The following is a 19,096-nucleotide window of genomic DNA, read 5'->3' as shown; positions in this document are numbered from 1 at the left end:
CGCCCCGCGGGGGGAGCGCCGACGGAAACTGTGGATAACCCGGCGCGACCGCGCGCGGGAGGCGAGGGAGCGCGCTCGCTCAGGACGACGTCGCGGCCTCGTGCGCGGCGACGGCGTCGTCCAGCGAGTGGTGGAGGACGAAGATCTTGGTGAGCTGGGTGACGTGGAAGACGCGCCTCACCCTGTCGTTGACGCCCATGAACGACATCGAGCCGTCCCGCGCGCGGAGCCGGTGGTAGATGCCGACCAGCACGCCGAGGCCCGTGGAGTCCAGGAAGGTCACCTCGCCGAGGTCGATGACCAGGTGCGCGCCGCCGTTGTCGATGATGTCGAGCAGGGCCTCGCGCAGGCGGGGGCTGGTGAAGACGTCGATCTCACCGCTGATCTTGACGACCGTGAGGCCCTTCTCGACGCGATGCTCGACGGCGAAGTCCACCGGTGCTCCTCTCTGTCCCGCGTCTTGTCAAGCCCTGGAGAAGTTCTAGGGCCTCGCGGGGGGAACTCAATTGTTACCCCGGTCGCGGACGGTTACGCCCGCCAATCCGGTCGCATCCTTCAAGGGGAGCGGAAGAGGGCCCAAACGATCTTCCCGTGGGCGAGGGCGCGCCAGCCCCACCGGACGCTGAACGACTCGACCAGGTGCAGGCCGCGCCCGGTCTCGGCGATGTAGTCGGGCTCCTTGCGGCGGGGCGCCGTCCGGCTGGAGTCCATGATCCCGCAGAGCAGCCAGGGCGCCTCGTGCCCGAGGCGCAGCCGGATGGCGGACGGCGCGGAGCCGAGCGGGTCGGCCGGGTCGTCGTACACGCCCTCGCGGTGCACGTCGTCGCCCGGCCGCCCGCCGGCCGTCTTTCCGCTGTGCCGCAGCGCGTTCGTCACGAGTTCGGAGACGACGAGGCCGACGTCGTCGGCGAGCTCGGACAGGCTCCACTCGGCCAGCCTGGAGATCGCGAAGTGCCGGGCCTCGGTGACCGACTCCGGATCGGGCTCCACGGTGAACGAGACCGTGGACCCCCGCAGCTCCGTCAGCGCCGTGACGGCCTTGTCCAGGCGCGGCGGCAGGTCGAACGACTCGGGGACCGCCGTCGAGCGCCCAGCGTGGGCCCGTGGATCGCCCGGCCCCGCGAGAGGGCCGAGCTCCCACCGCGTGTCGTCGTGCGCGTGGCGTGACGTCATTCCACCGGACCCCGCAGAGTGATCTCGTTGTGCAGCCGTGGCTCGGAAGTCTCGTGCGTTATCCTGCGCATCGTAGCGTGCGAATGCAAGGCCCAATGCACGTGCATCTGCGTTGTGAGGGTGCGGGGCGGCGCGGGCAGCACGCGGGAGATCGGAGGTAGCCGCAGGACACTGAGGCCAGTGGCACACTAGGTTCGCTGTCCGCCGAATAGCCGGGAGGTTGGGCGTGACTCCAGAGACGCCGGGAAGCGGGTCGACGGTTCGTCGGATCCTGCTCGGGTCGCAGCTTCGCCGTCTGCGCGAGCAGAAGGGCGTGACCCGTCAGGACGCCGGCTACGTCATCCGTGCGTCGGAGTCGAAGATCAGCCGCCTCGAGCTCGGCAGGGTCAGCTTCAAAGAACGAGACGTGGACGACCTGCTCACGTTGTACGGCGTCGGCGACAAGACGGAACGCGAGGCGCTGCTACAGCTTGCGCGGGAGGCCAACACCCCCGGTTGGTGGCACCGGTACAACGACGTGTTGCCCGGCTGGTTCCAGACCTATGTGGGTCTGGAGGAGTCGGCGGCGTTGATCCGCACGTATGAACTGCAGTTCGTCCCGGGACTGCTGCAGTCGGAGGGGTATGCGCGTGCGGTGATCCGCCTGGGCAACGCCGGGGCCGCCGAGCACGAGATCGACCAGCGAGTGGAACTGCGCCTGCAACGTCAGGAACGCCTCACGGGCGCGGAAGCGCCGCGACTGTGGGCCGTGGTGGACGAGGGGGCGCTGCGGCGCCCCATCGGCGGACCTGAGGTGATGCGGGGCCAGTTCGAGCACCTCATCGAGATGTCGAAACTGCCCAACGTCACCATCCAGATCATGCCGTTCAGGTTCGGAGGCCACGCGGCCGAGGGGGGCGCCTTCACGATCCTGCGCTTTCCCGAGCAGGATCTGCCGGACGTGGTTTACGTCGAGAACCTCACCGGCGCGATGTACCTGGACAAGCGCGACGACGTCGACACCTATCTCCAGGCGATGGAACGCCTGTGTGTCGACAGTGCGACCCCGGAGCGCACCGTCGAGCTTCTCGGTGATCTTCTCAGAGAGACATGATGCTCCAGACCGATTACGACAACGGGATGTCGGCCGCCGAGCTCCCCGGAGCACGGTGGCTCAAGTCCCGGCGAAGCAACTCCCAGGGGAACTGTGTGGAAATCGCCGAACTGCCCGGTGGGCAGGTGGCGATGCGCAACTCCCGCCATCCCGAGGGCCCGGCCCTCATCTACACCCGCCCCGAGATAGAAGCGTTGATCCTTGGTGCCAAGGACGGCGACTTCGACCATCTCATCGCCTCCCGTAACTGATTCGAGCGCGGCAGGGTCGGCACCGGTCCACCCGCACGTCGACCCGACCGCCCGCACGCTGCAAAAGGCCACCCCAGGCGCGAGGGTGGCCTTGTTCATTTTCGGCGGCCACGCTTGGGCGGACGGCCCTGGGGGCCGTCCCCGAGCGTCAGCCGCAGTTGCCGTAGGGAGCGGTACGGCCGTTCCCGCCGAAGCGGACGCACTCCCCGGGGGCCTTCACGTACACCGGCCCCGCGTACCAGGCGAAGGAGCCGCTGTCGGTGATGGTGCCGCCGCCCTTCTTCTGGATCCAGGCGGAGACCGGCGACTTGGTGCCCACGTGCGTCGACTTGATGGTGACGGCGCAGTTGTAGGCGGTCGAATTGCTGTACAGCAGGTAGGCGACGCCACCGGACACGGCCATGGAGCGCAGCACGTAGTACCCGCTTCCCTTGCCGCCGCTGTTGCACGCGGCCTGCGGGGTGTACTTATTGGGCGGTTCCTTGGCGGGCGTCGATCCGTTGCCGCCGGTGCCCCTCGTGGGGGTCGAGCCACCGGGCTGCTTCGGCGAACCCGGCTTCGTGGACGCGTGGGGGGCCGTGGGGGCTCCGCTCTTCCCGGGCTCAGGCTGCCCTGGTTTCGTCGTCACCGGGCCCGGGGTGTTGCCACCGGCGCCGTTCGCAGCCCCGGTGTCGCCCTGCACGCCTGGGTTCTGCTCGACCGCCGATGCGGACTGGCCCTTGTCGCCGTCCGGCCTTGTCGCGGCCCAAGCGGCACCGCCCGCGATGACCGCCGCAACCGCCACCGCCGCCGCGATCGGCACGATGAGACGTCCGCGCCTCCCACCGTTCGACCCTTGGCCGTGGGGCGGCCCGGGAGGAGGAGGCGGAGGCATGCCGGGAACGCCGTGCCCCGCGGGCGGCGGTGCGGCCTCCCCGAAGGGAAGCGGCTGCGGAGCCGTCCCGTGCCGGACGCCGGACGGGTCGGTGGCGGGCTCGGAAGGCGGCACCGCGCCGGCCGCGACGGACGGGGCGGCATGCGGGTCAGCCGAACCGGAAGGCGCGGACGCGTACTGCGGGCCGGGGGCATCGGCGGGCAGCGGAGGTACGAAGGGCCCGGGCGAGGGCGCCCCGCTGGCCGCGCCGACCAGCCTCTCCTGGGCCTCGCGGGCGGTGGGCCGCTGCGCGGGCTCCTTGGACAGGCAGGCGAGGACGAGCTCGCGCAACGGGCTCGGAAGGTCGCCCAGATCAGGCTCGCCGGTCAGGATCCGGTGCATGACCGAAGCCATCTCGTCGTTGCCGAAAGCGGGACGCCCCGTGGCGGCGAACGTCATCGTCGTGCCCCAGGCGAACATGTCGGCCGCCCGGCCGACATGTTCGCCGGTGAAGTGCTCCGGGGACATGTAGGCGGGAGTGCCGACGTTCTGCGTCTCGCCGGTGGCGTCCAGCGCGCGCGCCACGCCGAAGTCGATGACGCGGGGCCCGTCCGGGCCCATCATCACGTTGCGCGGCTTGAAGTCGCGGTGCACGATCCCGGCCTGGTGGATGGCCGTGAGCGCGGTGAGGGTGCTCACCGCGAGCCGTTCCAGGGCGCCGCCCGTGCGCGGGCCCTCCGTCCGCACGACGTAGAAGAGCGACAGGCCGGGAACGTACTCGCTGACGATGTAGGGCTGGTCGCCCGCGACGTCGGCGTCCAGGACCTGCGCGGTGCAGAAGCGCGCGACGCGCTTGGCGACCTCCAGCTCGCGGACGAAGCGCGCGCGGGCGGACTCGTCCCCCGCGAGCCCGCCGTGCAGCAGCTTGATCGCGACGTGGTCGGCCCCGGCCCCGCCTGCCGGACGCCCCAGGAAGACCGCGCCCTGCCCGCCCTCGCCGAGGCGGCCCAGGATCTCGTATCCGCCCAGCTCGACCGGGTCTCCCGACCGCAGTGGATGGGAATCCGGCATCGTCCTGTCCGTCACACCACTCGCTCCCCGTCGTTCCGCCGCGTCCCAGGACCTTCCGCAAGACTAGGCCCCACGATGGTATGCGGTCCGCAAAGCGGATGATCTAGCACTGGTGACCGCGGCCGTAAAATTGGACTATAGTCCGGTTGTATCCACGGGGGAGGACGTGATGATCGACCGTCGCCCGGCCGGCGCGAGGCGCGTCGACCTGGAACTGATGCGGACGCCGCCGCCGAAGGAGCGCGCCGACGCCGCCCGCAACCGCGCGAAGGTGCTGGACGCCGCCGCCGCGCTCTTCGCCCGGCACGGTGTGGAGGCGGTCTCGATGGACGCCGTCGCCGCCGAGGCGGGCGTCGGCAAGGGCACGCTCTTCCGCCGGTTCGGCGACAAGGCGGGCCTCGCCGTGGCGCTGCTGAACGAACGCGAGCGCGAACTCCAGGACGCGATCCTGTCCGGCCCGTCTCCTCTCGGCCCGGGGGACGGTGCGGCCGTGCCGCCGACCGAGCGCCTGCACGCCTTCGCCGACGCCTACCTGGACTACGTGCTCGGCCATCTGGCGCTGGTGCGCATGTCCGAGACCGCTTCGCCGGGGGCCCGGTACCGCATCGGCGCCTACGGCTTCTGGCACCGGCACCTGACGATCCTGCTCGACCAGTGCGGCGACACCGTCCCGGACGGCGATGCCACCGCGCACGCGCTCCTGGCCGTCCTGGGTGCGGAGCACCTCACCGCGATGGTGGAGAGCGTTGGGACGGAGCGCACCCGAGCCACCGTCCATCAGCTGTTCAACGTGGCAGGCGCCTAACAGGGGGAGACACGAAAGCCCCCCGCGGTCGCGGGGGCTTCCTCGTGCCTGACCGGAGGTGCGGCCGGGCGTTCGGTGTGTCAGGCCGGGTCGGGCGTCCGCCGCCGGCGGCGGGAGTCCACCCGGCCTTCCGCCTCGCCCGGCGGGCCCTCCTGGGCATGCTTGCGTTCCAGTTGCGCGGCGACCGCGAGGGCGCGCAGAGACGTGGTCTTCACGTGTTTGCGTTCACTGACGGAACGGGTGCGGGGAATGCTGCTCGGCACGGTTCACCTCCATGGGTCGTGACAGGAGTGCTACCCCGGCTGGCGGGATCTCGCACGGTAGTTGCAACCGCAAGATCCTTCCCGCTATTCCGAGTGATCGTTCCGTTTAGGCGCCGTCCGGATCCGGCCCCGTCCGTGTCCGGGGGTGAAATCCATCCGGACCGGGTCACTGGAGCGGCTCCCGGGCGACGGCGCACGCCCCTCGGCGGGCGAAAATTTCGCCTCTTTTCACTCGCGCATCATCTGTCGCTTTGTTATCACTCAGGGGCGAGGCCGTCCGAACCGCTCAACTGGGTAGGTATCCCAGGATTCGGTTCGCCCGCGGGTCGATACCGCCATGAGCGGCTCAGCGTGGAGCCCCAGGAGACCGCCGGGCGCGGCCGGACGCGCCCCGAGCCTCTCCTGGGAGAACACGTGATCAGTAAGCTGCTCGTCGCCAACCGTGGCGAGATCGCCGTGCGCGCCTTCCGCGCGGCCTACGAACTCGGCATCGCCAGCGTCGCCGTGTACGCGCACGAGGACCGCCTGTCCCTGCACCGGCAGAAGGCCGACGAGGCGTACGAGATCGGGGAGCACGGCCATCCCGTCCGCGCCTACCTGGACGTGGACGGGATCGTGGAGACGGCGCTGCGGGTCGGCGCCGACGCCGTCTACCCCGGATACGGGTTCCTGTCGGAGAGCCCCGAGCTCGCGGCGGCCTGCGAGCGCAGCGGGATCAAGTTCGTCGGCCCGCCGTCGCGGGTGCTGAGCCTGGCGGGAAACAAGATCGAGGCGGTCGCGGCGGCGCGGCGCGCGGGCCTGCCGGTGCTGCGCTCGGCGACCCCCGAGCCGGGACGGGAGCTGGAGGCGGCCGACGAGGTCGGGTTCCCCCTGTTCGTGAAGGCCGCGGCGGGCGGCGGCGGGCGCGGGCTCCGCCGCGTCGACCACCGCGAGGAGCTGGAGGCCGCCGTGGACACGGCGCGCCGCGAGGCCGAGAGCGCGTTCGGCGACCCCACGGTGTTCCTGGAGCAGGCGGTGGACCGCCCCCGCCACATCGAGGTGCAGGTCCTCGCGGACGGCGCCGGGCACATCGTCCACCTGCGCGAGCGTGACTGCTCTGTGCAGCGCCGCCACCAGAAGGTGGTCGAGATCGCGCCCGCGCCCCGGCTCGACCCAGAGGTGACCCAACGGCTCTGCGACGACGCCGTGAGGTTCGCCCAAGAGATCGGTTACGAGAACGCGGGAACGGTCGAGTTCCTCGTGGACGCCCACGGCGAGCACGTCTTCATCGAGATGAACCCCCGCATCCAGGTCGAGCACACCGTGACCGAGGAGGTCACGGGGGTCGACCTGGTGCAGAGCCAGCTGCGCATCGCGGGCGGCGAGACGCTCGCCGACCTCGGCATCGCGCAGGACGAGGTCAGCGTGAGCGGGTTCGCCGTGCAGTGCCGCATCACGACCGAGGACCCGGCGAACGGTTTCCGCCCCGACACCGGGAAGATCTCGGCGTACCGGTCGCCGGGCGGCGCGGGGGTCCGGCTCGACACGGGGACGGCCTACGGCGGCGCGATCGTGTCCCCGCACTTCGACTCGCTGCTGGTGAAGCTGACGTGCCGCGGCCGGACGTTCGAGGACGCGGTCCGGCGGGCGCGCAGGGCCGTCGCCGAGTTCCGCATCCGGGGCGTAGCGTCCAACATCCCGTTCCTCCAGGCGCTGCTGGACGAGTCCGACTTCCGCGCGGGCGGTGTCACCACCTCCTACATCGCCGACCACCCCGAGCTGCTGACGGCCCGCTCCAGCGGCGACCGCGCGACGCGGCTCGTCCGGTACCTGGCGGACGTCACGGTCAACAAGCCGCACGGCGAGCCGCCCACCGACCTCGACCCGGCGACGAAGCTGCCGCCGCTCGACCACGACGGCCCGTTCCCGGAGGGGTCGCGCGACCGGCTGCTGTCGCTCGGCGCGCGCGCGTTCGCCGAGCGGCTCCGCGGCCAGAAGGCCCTGGCCGTCACCGACACGACGTTCCGGGACGCGCACCAGTCGCTTCTCGCCACGCGAGTACGCACCTACGACCTGCTGGCGGCCGCGCCCTACCTGGCCCGGATGACGCCGCAACTCCTCTCCGTCGAGGCATGGGGCGGAGCCACGTACGACGTCGCGCTGCGGTTCCTGGGCGAGTCGCCCTGGGACAGGTTGGCCGCGATCCGCGAGGCCGCACCGAACCTGTGCATCCAGATGCTCCTGCGCGGCCGCAACACGGTCGGCTACACGCCGTACCCCGACTCTGTGGCGCGGGCCTTCGTCAAGGAGGCGGCCAGTACGGGAGTCGACATCTTCCGTGTGTTCGACGCCCTGAACGACGTTGAGCGCATGCGCCCGGCCATCGACGCCGCCCTCCAGACGCATGCGCTGGTGGAGGGAACCCTCTGCTACACCGGCGACCTGTCCTCTCCGGACGAACGCCTCTACACGCTCGACTACTACCTGCGCCTGGCGGAGGAACTCGTCCAGGCGGGGGTGCACGTCCTCTGCATCAAGGACATGGCCGGCCTGCTCCGGGCGCCCGCCGCGCGCACGCTCGTCAGGGCGCTCCGCGAGCGCTTCGACCTGCCCGTGCACCTGCACACCCACGACACGGCGGGCGGGCAGATCGGCACCTACATCGCCGCCATCGAGGCGGGCGTCGACGCCGTGGACGGCGCCGCCGCGCCGCTCTCGGGGACCACGAGCCAGCCGCCGCTCCAGGCGATCGTGGCCGCGACCGACTTCACCGACCACGCCACCGGGATCGACCTGGACGCGCTGACCGTCATGGAGCCGTACTGGGAGGCGGTCCGCAAGCTCTACGCGCCGTTCGAGATGGGGCTCCCGTCGCCGACCGGGCGCGTCTACGAGCACGAGATCCCCGGCGGGCAGCTGTCCAACCTGCGGCAGCAGGCCGTCGCCCTCGGCCTCGGCGACCGGTTCGAGGAGATCGAGCGCCTCTACGCCGCCGCCGACGCCATCCTCGGCCGGCTCGTGAAGGTCACCCCGTCCAGCAAGGTCGTCGGAGACCTGGCCCTGCACCTGGTCGCGGCCGGCGCCGACCCGGACGACTTCGCCGAGAACCCGGAGCGCTACGACATCCCCGACAGCGTCATCGGGTTCCTCAACGGCGAACTGGGCGACCCGCCCGGCGGCTGGCCCGAGCCGTTCCGCACCAAGGCCCTCGCAGGACGCCAGTACACGCCCGCCCGGGCCGAACTGGACGGCGCCGAAGAGAAGGCCCTGGCCGGCCCAGAGGTCCGAGACACTCTCGACCGCCTGCTCTTCCCCGGCCCGGCGAAGGACTACCGCGAAGCCCGCGCCGCCTACGGCGACCTCTCCGTCCTGCCCACCGGCCCGTTCCTCTACGGGCTGCGGGCAGGGCACGAGGTGGCGTTCGACCTCGAACCGGGCGTCCGCGTCCTGGCCGGGCTGGAGGCCGTGGGCGACGTCGACGAGGCGGGGGTCCGGCAGGTCATCTGCTCGGTGAACGGCCAGCTCCGCACGCTCTCCGTACGCGACAAGTCCGTCAAGTCGGATGCGCCGCCGGTCGAGCGCGCCGACCCGGCCGAGCCCGGCCACGTGGCCGCCCCGTTCGACGGGTCGGTGACGCTGCGGGTGGCCAAGGGCGACGAGGTCGCGGCGGGGGACGTGGTCGCCACCATCGAGGCCATGAAGATGGAGGCCGCGATCACCGCGCCGGTCGCGGGCACGGTCGCCCGCCTGGCCGTCCCGGAGGCGACCCCCGTCCAGGCCGGCGACCTCCTCCTGGTCATCCACGACGGCGCCTAGAAGACTGCTGAAGATCTTGTGAGGGGCTGTCCGGCCGTGGGCCGGACAGCCCCTGTGTGGTCATGCTTCGGCCGTGGACAGGTGCCAGGTGCCGTTGGTTCGGGTGAGTCCGAGGTTGATGAGTCGGCGGAGGTTGAGGACGGCGGCTCGGGTGTGGAGCCAGGCGTCGGCTTTGATGGTGCCGCGGTGGCGGAGGCGGCGGTTGCCGTGGTGGACGAGCCAGGCGACGGCGCGTTCGACCGGTGGTCTCCAGCGGCGGTAGTCGGCTTGCCAGGCCGGGTCGTGGGCCGATTGGCGGCGGGCGGCGGCTTGGAGGTCGTGGTGGGGGCGGATGGTCAGGATCCGGCCTGCCTTGGCGTTGGTGCACCGCTCGCGCAGGGGGCATCCGGTGCACCGGTTCCCGAACACGGCTTTGCGCTGGTGGTGGCGTCCGCCGGGGTCCGATAAGGGGGCGGTGTGCCCGGCGGGGCAGGTCACGGTGCCGTTGGTGGTGTCGATGGCGAAGTCGTCGAGGGTGAAGCCGCCGGGGACGGCGGGCCGCAGCGGGGCGGGCTTGATGAACAGCCGGTGCCCGGCGGCGGTGAGGGCGTGGCGGGCCTGGCCGGTGGAGTAGGCGGTGTCGCCGAACACCTGCACCGGGGTGTCCTCGCCGGCGAGCAGGTCCAGGCCGACGAGGGCCTCGTGGTGGGCGGCCCCGGCGCCGGGCCGCAGGGCCACCGCGGTGAACAGGCCGGTTTCGGGCTCGACGGCCAGGTGGGCTTTGAAGCCGTCCTGGCGGTGGCTGCGGGTCTTGTGGACGTGCCGGGCTTGGGGGTCGACGGTCGAGATCACCCGGTCCGGGGCGGTGCCGTCGGTGATGCGCCAGCGCCCGTCGCGGCCGTCGGACCCTTCGGCCGGTTCGACGTCCTGCCCGGCGACCAGGGCCAGCAGGCCCACCGCGTTCGCGGCCCGCTCGCCCAGTTCCTGCTCGGGCAGGTGCCCCAGCAACCTGAGCGCGTCGGTGACCAGGGCGTCCACCAGCTCGGCGCGGGCCTGCTCGTCGTTCCAGGCGATGCGCGGTTTGCCCGGGTCGGTGTAGTCGTGGGCGGTGCACGCCGCCGCGGCCACCTCGGCCGCCCCGGGGACATGGCGGATCACTGAGCGGACGGCGGCGATCAACTGGGTGACGGTGTCCTGGGTGGCGACCGCATCGTCCAGCACCGTGGAGTCCAGCGCACGGCGATGCCTGCCGGTGAGCACCCCGGTCGCCCGCACCACCTCCCGCACGGCCTCGAAGATCCGGTCGGGCCGGGCCGAGCGTGCCAGCCGACGGCGGAAGTAGGCCAGCAGCGACGCATCGAACGCGGTGTCGTGCAGGCCCAGCCCGCACGCGGCCTTCCAGCGCAGGTCACACCGCAACTCCTGCACCGTCTCAGAATCCGACAGCCCGTGCAGGGCCTGCAAAGTGATCGCCGCGGCCAGGATCTGCGGCGGCATCGACGGCCGCCCGTTCGCCGACGGATACATGTCCGCGAACATCACCGCCGGGAACAACGCGCCACGGTGCTCGGCCAGGAACGCGAACACGCTCCCCGCTGGGATCAGCTCCCGGCACGTCTCCCACACATCCGGACCGACCGTCTCCCCGGCCCACTCACCCATCACCACACCACAACACACTGGCCCCGCCGCATCCGCGGCGGGACCAAAACCCCAAGATCTTCAGCAGTCTTCTAGGCTGTGTTTCAACGGTCCCGGCCCACTTCGCTCGCCTGGCGGCTCGCTACGTGACCGTGCCTGGGCGAACGCGGCATCGCTTCGCGATCTGCCCGGTTCCGCTCGCCTCCGGCTTCACTCCACCGGGCAGGTCACGCGTTCGCGCGCGTGGCCGAGGCCACTTCCAGACAGTCCCTAGGACACCGGCTGTTCCTGGCGCGTCGCATAGGTGCCCAGGGACGGTTCGAGCAGGTCGAAGGCGGTCTTCGCGGACTCCGCGAGGGCCGCCTCGACCTCCTCGTGGGTCTCACCCCTCGCGGTGCGCCGCAGCGCCTCCTGGAACAGGACGCGGTGGACGCCCCCGAACTGCGCGGCGGTGAGGCGGGGGAGGACGTCGTCCGGGCCGGCGCCGGTCTCCTCGGCGAGGACGGCGGCGAGGGCGTCCTCCCGTTCCTCGTGGAACTCGCGGAGCCGCGCCACCAGCGCCGGGCTCCCGGTGATCATGCGCGCGAAGTCGGGACCGGAGAAACCGAGCACGGCGTCTCGCCGCTCGACGGCGGCCAGGAAGGCGCGGCGGAGGGCGGCCAGCGCCGACTCGCCCGGTGCCCGCTCGGCGACGGTGCGCGCGGGCCGGGCCACGAACACCTCGTGCAGGTCGAGGGCCAGGTCCTCCTTCCTGGGGAAGTAGTTGGTGACGGTCATCTTCGCCACCTGGGCCGCCGCCGCGACGTCGGCGATCGTCACCCGGTCGAAGCCGTGCCGCAGGAACAGGCGGGTCGCCTGGTTCGAAATGTTCTGGCGCGTCTGCTGCTTCTTCATCTCCCGCAGTCCCATGCCGCCATCCTCTCATAACTCGACCTAAGTTCGTATCTGACACATACTTAGGTCGGTTCTAAGTTTGGGTTGCGAGCCGGACGGGTACCGAGACCGGGTGACCGTCTCCCTCCCGGCCGCCGGACGAGCAAAGGACACAGCCCTGAACGCCAGCCACGCGCCGAGCGCAACCCCCCGCTCCACCGTGAACCTCGTCGACCCGATGAAGGACTACCTGTCCCGCATCGGGCGCACCGCGCTGCTCACCGCCGAGCAGGAGGTCGACCTGGCCAAGCGCATCGAGGCCGGCCTGTTCGCCCGAGAGCGCCTCATGACCCTGGGCGACGAGCTGAGCCTCCAGGACAAGCAGGACCTGGAGTGGATCGCCGCCGACGGGGCCCGCGCCAAGGAGCACATGGTCGAGGCGAACCTGCGCCTCGTCGTGTCGCTCGCCAAGCGCTACATGGGCCACGGCCTCCCGCTGAACGACCTCGTGCAGGAGGGCAACCTCGGGCTCATCCGCGCCGTGGAGAAGTTCGAGTACCGCCGCGGGCTGAAGTTCTCCACCTACGCCGTCTGGTGGATCAAGCAGGCGATCAGCCGCGCGCTGGCCGACCAGAGCCGCACCATCCGCATCCCCGTGCACGTCGTCGAGGTGCTCAACCGGATGACGCGGGCCCGGCGGCGGATGATGCAGGACCTCGGCCGCGAGCCGACCTCGCGCGAGCTGGCCGTCGAGCTGGACGTCACCCCGGAGAAGGTCGAGTGGCTGCGCAGGCAGGCCCGCGAGCCGCTGTCGCTGCACACCCCGCTCGGCGAGGACGGCGACGGCGAGCTCGGCGACGTCATCGAGGACCCCGACGGCGGCGACCCGGCCGACGTCGTCGCGTCCTCGATGCTGCGGGGCCGGCTCGACGCCGTCCTGGAGACGCTCACCGAGCGCGAGGCCGGCGTCATCTCGCTGCGGTTCGGGCTGTCGGGGGGCGAGCCGAAGACCCTGGAGGAGGTCGGCAAGGTCTACGGGGTGACGCGCGAGCGCATCCGGCAGATCGAGTCCAAGGGCATGCACAAGCTGCGCCACCCGTCCCGCCGGGAGACCCTCGCCGACCTGCTCGGCTGAGCCCGGCCGGCGGCTTCGCGGCGGAGCCGGAGGAGACCGGCGGCGCGGGGCCGCGCGGGCGCCTCCGGCGTGCCCGCCGCGGACGTCAGGTCGCCGAGCCTCCGGCCAGCCGCCGGGCGAGCTCGTCGCGCTCGCGGGTCAGTTCGGCCACCTCGTGCTGGAGCTCGAAGATGCGGCGGATGGCGGGCAGCGTCATGCCCTCGCCCATCATCGACACGACCTCCTGGATGCGGCCGATCTCGTGGCGGCTGTAGCGGCGCTGCCCGCCGGCGGAGCGCTGCGGGGAGACGACCTGCTGGTCGTCGACGCGGCGCAGGAAGGCCTGCTGCACGTCCAGCATCTGCGCGACCTGCCCCACCGTGAACAGCGCGGCGTGCTCGTCGTCGATCGGCAGGTTCATGGGGGCCTCCTTGTCGCGACGTCCGTCCCGGCGGATGGTCGGGACGGTAGCGGACGGCCCCGGCCCGCGCGGACGCCGAGGCGCCGCGCGGGCCGGGGCCGACCGGATGCCCGGATCAGCTCTTGATCGCCATCTGGCCGTCGCCGGACTGCTGGACCGCCACCTTGCGGGGCCGCGCCCGCTCCAGCACCGGGATCCGGACGGCGAGGACGCCGTTGTTGTAGGCGGCCTCGACCTGCTCGGCGTCCAGGTGCTCCGACAGGTAGACCCGGCGGGTGAAGGAGCCCATGGTGCGCTCGCGGACGAAGACGCGCTCGTCCTCGCCGAACTCCTCCTCGCGGCGCGCGGTCACCGAGAGCACCCCGCGGTCGACGGTGACCTCGATGGAGCCGGGGTCGACCCCCGGCAGGTCGAAGCGCAGGACGACGTCGTCGGCGCGGCGGATGCCGTCCATCGGCATGCCGGCGCCGCCCTGGGCGGCGGCCTGGCGGACCGCCCGGTCGAACTGGCGCTCGAACTCCTGCACGAACGGGTCGATCGACGTCAGCAACATTGACCATCACCTCCGAAGACCTCGGCGCCCGGTCGAGCGCCGGTTACCTGTTCCTCGTACAAGAGGAAGTCTGCAACTCCAGTTATAAGTAACTTGGAACCCGATGTCAAGCCGGGTCGTCGCGCCCACCGCGCTCCCCTCCCGCGCGGGACGGCCGGAGGGGACACCGGGCGCTGGCGAGACCGAGCTCTTTTGGTGACTATGGGGCCGTTTCCGACCGCCGGAATGAGAGAGTGGATGATCTAGAAGAGAGCCCTTCGGGGCACGGCGGCGGGGGAGAGACGGGGACGATGGCCAGAGGGCTGGGACGGTCGGCGGGACGCGGCGCCGCACGGGGCGCCGCCGCGGGCGCGGCACTCCTGCTGATGTTGACGACGGCCCAGGTCGCGGCGACGGCGGCCGGCCCGGACGCCGGCCCCGCCGCGGCCGCCGCGGCGGCGCCCGCCACCGTGCCGTTCGATCCCGCCAAGCTCCGGGCCACCCTGGACGCCACGCGCGACGCCGGGATGTACGGCCTGTTCTCCGAGGCCCGGGACGGCAGCACCCGGTGGAGGGGTGCGGCCGGTACCGCGGACGTGCGCACGGGGCGCCCGGTCACCCCGGACATGCGGCACCGGGTCGGCAGCATCACCAAGTCGTTCGTCGCCACGGCGATCCTCCAGCAGGTCGAGCTGGGCCGCGTCGACCTGGACGCCCCGGTCGCCCGCTACCTGCCCGGCGTCCTCCCGGGGCGCCTCGGCGACCAGACCACCGTGCGGATGCTGCTCGGCCACACCAGCGGGATCGGCGACTACGTGTTCGCGGCGTTCCCGTCCCTGCGGGAGCTGTCGCCCGACAGCCTGGACGAGTTCCGGTTCCGCCGCGTCGGGCCCGCGCAGCTCATCGCGTGGGGGCTGAAGGCGCCGCGCACGGGAGAGCCAGGGGAGCGCTGGTCGTACTCCAACACCAACTACATCATCGCCGGGGAGCTCCTGGAGAAGGTGACCGGGACCAAGGCGGAGAAGTACATCACCAAGAACGTCATCCGGAAGGCCGGGCTCAAGCACACCTACTTCCCGTCCACGCCCTGGATCCCGGGCCCGCACTCGCGGATGTACGAGTCGCTCTACCAGCACGTACAGCCGCCCCGCGACTACAGCGCCTTCGACATGGGCTGGGCCGGGACGGCGGGCGCGCTGGTCTCCACCACCGACGACCTCAACCGCTTCTACCGCAGGCTCCTCACCGGCGGCCTGGTCGGGCCCGCCGCCCTGGCGCAGATGCAGCGGACCGTCCCGGTGAAGGACGCGGACGGCAACGTCCTGATGAACTACGGCCTCGGGCTCTACTCGCTCGACCTCCCGTGCGGGAGGTTCTGGGGCCACGACGGCGCGGTCTTCGGCGCCGGCACCCAGTCGCTGTCGTCCGCCGGCGGCGAGCGGCAGGTCTCGTTCGCCATCAACCTGATGAAGTACCAGCAGCTCAGCGCGGGCGGCGCGCCCGTCGCGCATCCGATCGACAACGCGCTGGCCGCGCACGCGGTGGAGGCCCTGTGCGGCAGCCGGCCCGCCACCGCCACGGCCGGTCCCGCGGCCCAGGTGCGCTTGCTGCCGCTCCAGACCTTCCGCACCGCCGGGTGAGGCGCCACTGACCCCGGGGGGAGGTCAGACGAGGTCGGACGGGTCGGTGTTGGCGCCGCACAGGACGACCACGACGCGCTCCCCGGGGGCCGGGCGGTAGGCGCCGCTCCGGAGCGCGGCCACGGCGGCGGCCGTGCCGTGCTCCACGACCAGCCGGTACTCCTCCCAGACGAACCGGCGGGCCTCGACGATCGCCTCGTCGGTCACCAGGACGGAGCGCACCCCGGTACGGGACGCGACCGCGAACGCGATCTCCCCGAGCCGGGTCGCGCCGAGGGAGTCGGCGGCGACGCCCGACACCTCCACGTCCACCGGACGCCCCGCGTGCAGGGCGCGTTCGAGGGTCGGGATCGTCACGGGCTCGACGCCGACGACGCGCGCCCGCCCCTCCAGGGCGGCGGCGACGCCCGCCATGAGCCCCCCGCCGCCGACCGCCAGCAGGACCGTGTCGGCCTCGCCCCCGGTCTGCTCCAGCACCTCCAGGCCGAGCGTGCCCTGGCCCGCGCAGACCTCGGGCAGGTCGTAGGCGTGGCAGAACAGGGCGCCGGTGTCGGCGGCGCGCTTGGTCGCGGCCTCCTGCGCCTGCGCGTACCGGGTGCCGACCTGCACGACCGCGGCTCCCAGGGCCCGCAGCCGCGCGACCTTCACCGCGGGCGCCGTCTCCGGCACGTACACCTCGGCCGGGACGCCCGCCCGCGCCGCGGCGTACGCGAAGGCGAGCCCCGCGTTCCCGCCGGAGGCCGCGACGACGCCGGTCTCCGGCAGCCGCCCCTCCTCGCGCGCGGCCAGGATGTGGTTGAACGCGCCGCGCGCCTTGAACGACCCGGTGTGCTGGGCCAGTTCGAGCTTCAGCCACATCCGCCCGGCGGCCGCGAGCGGGGCCGACTCGACCTCGATCATCGGCGTGCGGCGGACACGGCCCGCGACACGTCCCGCCGCGGCCTGGACGTCTGGGAGATCGATCACCGGGTTTCCTCTCCGTAGCATCAGCAGCCAACCCAAGTTTGGGACATGACAGGCCATCGGACCACCCGAACGGCGCGAACCGCCCGGCCGCCGTCCCGCTGACGGCCGTCCCGCGCTCCGGTCAGCCTCCGGTGCGGGGGCGGTCAGCGCTCGCGGCGACTGTCTCCATGGCGCGGGAGACACGTCCCGCCGGACAGGGAGGTCCCATGAAGAACGTCCTCATCTCGGGTGCGAGCATCGGCGGTCCCGCGCTGGCGTACTGGCTGAGGCGGTACGGGTTCGGCGTGACGGTCGTGGAGGTGTCGCCCGGGCCGCGCCCCGGCGGGCAGGCGGTCGACGTGCGCGGGCCGGCGCTGGAGGTCGCCGAGCGGATGGGCGTCCTCGACCGGATCCGCGAGCAGCGCGTCGAGATGCGCGGCATGTCCATGGTGGACGGGGACGGCAACGAGCTGTACCGCAGCGAGGAGCACACGATCACCGGCGGTGACCTGGGCGGCCCCGACGTCGAGATCCTGCGCGACGACCTGTCCCGGATCCTGGCGGACGCGGCGGGCGACGGCGTCGAGTACCTGTACGGCGACTCGATCGCCGGGCTGGAGCAGGACGGCGACGGCGTCCGGGTGATCTTCCACGGCGGGACGGTCCGCACGTTCGACCTGGTCGTCGGCGCGGACGGCGCGCACTCGGCCACGCGGCGGCTCGTCTTCGGGCCGGAGCGGGACTACCTCACCCACCTCGGCACCTACCTGGCGGTGTGGACGGCCCCGAACTTCCTCGGCCTGGACCGCTGGCAGGTGTTCCACCAGATGCCGGGCAGCAGTTGGGGCGGCGGCGTGATGAGCGTCCGCGGAAACGAGGAGGTCCGCGTCTACCTGGGGTTCGAGTCGGAGCGGCCGATCGACTACGACCACCGCGACACCGCCGCGCAGAAGAAGATCATGGCGGACGCGCTGGCCGGCGGCGGCTGGGTGCTGCCCGAACTGCTGGAGGCGATGTGGGACGCCCCGGACTTCCACTTCGACTCGATGGCGCAGATCCGTATGGACTCCTGGTCGAAGGGGCGGGTCGTCCTGCTCGGGGACGCCGGCTACTGCGGGTCGCCGCTGTCCGGGCAGGGCACCAGCATGGCCATGGTCGGCGCGTACGTGCTGGCCGGGGAGCTGAAGGCGGCGGGCGGCGACCACCGCGCCGCGTTCGCGAACTATGAGAAGGAGTTGCGCGGCTACGTGACCGCCAACCAGGAGCTGGCGCTGACCAACAGGGCGCGGGTGGAGGCGCAGCGTGACCCCGAGGCGGGCGCAGGGGCCGGGGCGGTCGACTTCCAGGACTTCGGTGAGATCGTCGGCTCGTTCAGCGTGCGCGACTACTGAGCGAGGCGGCGCGGTCCAGCAGGACCCTGCGCTCGGGCGCGTTGCGGGTGAGCTCGGCGGCGCGCTCGAACTGCGCCCGCGCCTCCTCCAGGCGGCCGAGGCGGGCGAGCAGGTCGCCGCGGACGCTCGGCAGCAGGTGGTAGCCGCGCAGCGCGGGCTCGTCGACGAGCGCGTCGGCGAGTTCCAGGCCCTTGCCGGGGCCGTCCGCCATGCCGACCGCCACGGCCCGGTTCAGCTCCACGACGGGGGACGGCGCGACGCGGGCGAGGATCTCGTAGAGGGACGCGATCTGCGCCCAGTCCGTCTCCTCGGCCGTCGGGGCCTGCGCGTGGCAGGCGGCGATCGCGGCCTGCAGCACGTACGGGCCGGGCGGCTCGCCGATCTCCTTGGCGCGCAGCAGCGCCGCGAACCCGCGGTGGATGAGGAGCCGGTCCCACCGGCCGCGGTCCTGCTCCAGCAGCGGGACGGGCTCCCCGGACGGCCCGGTGCGCGCCCGGGTGCGGGACGCCTGGATCTCCATGAGCGCGGCGAGCCCGTGCACCTCGGGCTCGCCGGGGGCCAGCTCCGCGAGGATCCGGCCGAGGCGCAGCGCCTCGCGGCACAGGTCGGCCCGCACCCACGCGTCGCCCGCGCTGGCGGCGTAACCCTCGTTGAAGACGAGGTAGACGACCTCCAGCACGGACGCCAGCCGCGCGGCGCGGTCGGGTCCCTGGGGCACCTCGAACGGGACGCCCGCCTCCGACAGCGTCCGCTTCGCCCGGACGATCCGCTGCGCCACGGTCGCCTCCGGGACGAGGAAGGCGTGCGCGATCTCCTCGGTGGTGAGGCCGCCGAGCATGCGCAGCGTCAGCGCCACCCGGGCCTGCGCCGGCAGGACCGGGTGGCAGGCGGTGAAGACCAGGCGGAGGACGTCGTCCTCGATGTGGTCGTCGTCCGGGACGTCGAACTCCTCGGGCGGCGTCTGGGTCTCCAGGTCGCGGCCCAACTCCTCGATCTTGTCCTCTAGGCGCCGCAGCCGCCGGATCCGGTCGATGGCGCGGCGCTTGCCCACGGCCATGAGCCAGGCGCCCGGGTTGTCCGGGACGCCTGACTCCGGCCACTGCTCGAGCGCGGCGACCAGCGCGTCCTGCGCGAGTTCCTCGGCGAGCCCGATGTCGTGCACCATGCGGGCGAGACCGGCGATGATGCGCGCGGCCTCCAGCCGCCACACCGCGTCGACGGTCGCGTGCACGCCGGTGCCGCGCGCGGGTGCCTCC

General features: G+C 72.4%; 16 protein-coding genes and 1 pseudogene. 7 read left to right on the top strand and 10 right to left on the bottom strand.

Going from position 1 to position 19,096, the window contains the following annotated elements; all coding sequences use genetic code 11:
- Positions 1-79 precede the first annotated feature (79 nt).
- Both FKD65_RS17135 and FKD65_RS17130 read right to left on the bottom strand, forming a co-directional pair.
- Positions 80-436 carry an STAS domain-containing protein gene (locus FKD65_RS17135; protein WP_141578440.1) on the bottom strand — a complete coding sequence of 119 codons (357 nt, stop codon included), beginning with the start codon at positions 434-436 and terminating at the stop codon, positions 80-82.
- Positions 437-555: 119 nt separating this feature from the next.
- Positions 556-1,173, bottom strand: coding sequence for an ATP-binding protein (locus tag FKD65_RS17130; RefSeq protein ID WP_240810190.1), 618 nt, complete (start codon positions 1,171-1,173; stop codon positions 556-558).
- A 226-nt stretch (positions 1,174-1,399) separates the two neighbouring features.
- Here FKD65_RS17130 and FKD65_RS17125 point away from each other — a divergent pair, with 226 nt between their 5' ends.
- Together FKD65_RS17125 and FKD65_RS17120 are read left to right on the top strand one after the other, a co-directional pair.
- On the top strand, positions 1,400-2,266 hold the full coding sequence (locus FKD65_RS17125; protein ID WP_179844140.1) for a helix-turn-helix transcriptional regulator: 867 nt from the start codon (positions 1,400-1,402) through the stop codon (positions 2,264-2,266).
- Positions 2,266-2,517 (top strand): DUF397 domain-containing protein, encoded by a 252-nt coding sequence (locus tag FKD65_RS17120; protein ID WP_141586888.1) that lies wholly within the window; start codon positions 2,266-2,268, stop codon positions 2,515-2,517. The genes FKD65_RS17125 and FKD65_RS17120 overlap by 1 nt, the downstream gene beginning before the upstream one ends.
- A gap of 148 nt (positions 2,518-2,665) precedes the next feature.
- On the opposite strand, the gene FKD65_RS17115 is transcribed toward FKD65_RS17120, so the two are convergent.
- The gene (locus tag FKD65_RS17115; RefSeq protein WP_141578439.1) at positions 2,666-4,456 is read right to left on the bottom strand and encodes a serine/threonine-protein kinase; all 1,791 of its coding nucleotides are present in this window, start codon (positions 4,454-4,456) and stop codon (positions 2,666-2,668) included.
- Between the two features lie 154 nt (positions 4,457-4,610).
- Here FKD65_RS17115 and FKD65_RS17110 point away from each other — a divergent pair, with 154 nt between their 5' ends.
- Complete coding sequence (locus tag FKD65_RS17110) at positions 4,611-5,246, top strand: TetR/AcrR family transcriptional regulator (protein ID WP_205718691.1); 636 nt, start codon at positions 4,611-4,613, stop codon at positions 5,244-5,246.
- An 80-nt stretch (positions 5,247-5,326) separates the two neighbouring features.
- On the opposite strand, the gene FKD65_RS46255 is transcribed toward FKD65_RS17110, so the two are convergent.
- Complete coding sequence (locus FKD65_RS46255; protein WP_302931604.1) at positions 5,327-5,461, bottom strand: hypothetical protein; 135 nt, start codon at positions 5,459-5,461, stop codon at positions 5,327-5,329.
- 462 nt (positions 5,462-5,923) lie between these two features.
- Here FKD65_RS46255 and FKD65_RS17105 point away from each other — a divergent pair, with 462 nt between their 5' ends.
- Complete coding sequence (locus FKD65_RS17105) at positions 5,924-9,304, top strand: pyruvate carboxylase (protein ID WP_141578438.1); 3,381 nt, start codon at positions 5,924-5,926, stop codon at positions 9,302-9,304.
- A 60-nt stretch (positions 9,305-9,364) separates the two neighbouring features.
- Here FKD65_RS17105 and FKD65_RS17100 read toward each other — a convergent pair whose 3' ends face one another.
- Positions 9,365-10,945 carry an IS1182 family transposase gene (locus FKD65_RS17100; RefSeq protein WP_141576383.1) on the bottom strand — a complete coding sequence of 527 codons (1,581 nt, stop codon included), beginning with the start codon at positions 10,943-10,945 and terminating at the stop codon, positions 9,365-9,367.
- 249 nt (positions 10,946-11,194) lie between these two features.
- The gene (locus tag FKD65_RS17095; RefSeq protein WP_141578437.1) at positions 11,195-11,833 is read right to left on the bottom strand and encodes a TetR/AcrR family transcriptional regulator; all 639 of its coding nucleotides are present in this window, start codon (positions 11,831-11,833) and stop codon (positions 11,195-11,197) included.
- Positions 11,834-12,029: 196 nt separating this feature from the next.
- Here FKD65_RS17095 and FKD65_RS17090 point away from each other — a divergent pair.
- Positions 12,030-12,932, top strand: a pseudogene (locus FKD65_RS17090) (RNA polymerase sigma factor); the annotation flags it as partial.
- 85 nt (positions 12,933-13,017) lie between these two features.
- Here FKD65_RS17090 and FKD65_RS17085 read toward each other — a convergent pair.
- Together FKD65_RS17085 and FKD65_RS17080 are read right to left on the bottom strand one after the other, a co-directional pair.
- Positions 13,018-13,332, bottom strand: coding sequence for a MerR family transcriptional regulator (locus tag FKD65_RS17085; protein WP_141578436.1), 315 nt, complete (start codon positions 13,330-13,332; stop codon positions 13,018-13,020).
- A gap of 115 nt (positions 13,333-13,447) precedes the next feature.
- Positions 13,448-13,885: an Hsp20/alpha crystallin family protein gene (locus FKD65_RS17080; RefSeq protein ID WP_141578435.1), complete on the bottom strand. Its 438-nt coding sequence runs from the start codon at positions 13,883-13,885 to the stop codon at positions 13,448-13,450.
- Between the two features lie 290 nt (positions 13,886-14,175).
- On the opposite strand from FKD65_RS17080, the gene FKD65_RS17075 reads away from it, so the two are divergent.
- Positions 14,176-15,504 (top strand): serine hydrolase, encoded by a 1,329-nt coding sequence (locus FKD65_RS17075; RefSeq protein ID WP_141578434.1) that lies wholly within the window; start codon positions 14,176-14,178, stop codon positions 15,502-15,504.
- A 24-nt stretch (positions 15,505-15,528) separates the two neighbouring features.
- On the opposite strand, the gene FKD65_RS17070 is transcribed toward FKD65_RS17075, so the two are convergent.
- A complete protein-coding gene (locus tag FKD65_RS17070) occupies positions 15,529-16,470 on the bottom strand; it encodes a threonine/serine dehydratase (protein WP_141578433.1) in 942 nt (313 codons plus the stop codon).
- Between the two features lie 206 nt (positions 16,471-16,676).
- Here FKD65_RS17070 and FKD65_RS17065 point away from each other — a divergent pair, with 206 nt between their 5' ends.
- On the top strand, positions 16,677-17,840 hold the full coding sequence (locus FKD65_RS17065) for an FAD-dependent monooxygenase (protein ID WP_141578432.1): 1,164 nt from the start codon (positions 16,677-16,679) through the stop codon (positions 17,838-17,840).
- Here the strand turns inward: FKD65_RS17065 and FKD65_RS17060 are convergent.
- Positions 17,821-19,071 carry an RNA polymerase sigma factor gene (locus tag FKD65_RS17060; RefSeq protein ID WP_368367272.1) on the bottom strand — a complete coding sequence of 417 codons (1,251 nt, stop codon included), beginning with the start codon at positions 19,069-19,071 and terminating at the stop codon, positions 17,821-17,823. The two genes, FKD65_RS17065 and FKD65_RS17060, sit on opposite strands and share 20 nt — an antisense overlap.
- Positions 19,072-19,096: the final 25 nt, after the last annotated feature.

Origin of the sequence: Actinomadura sp. WMMA1423, assembly GCF_006547145.1 — a bacterium.
Taxonomy (GTDB): Bacteria; Actinomycetota; Actinomycetes; order Streptosporangiales; family Streptosporangiaceae; genus Spirillospora.
This window is presented reverse-complemented; position numbering and strand designations above follow the sequence as displayed.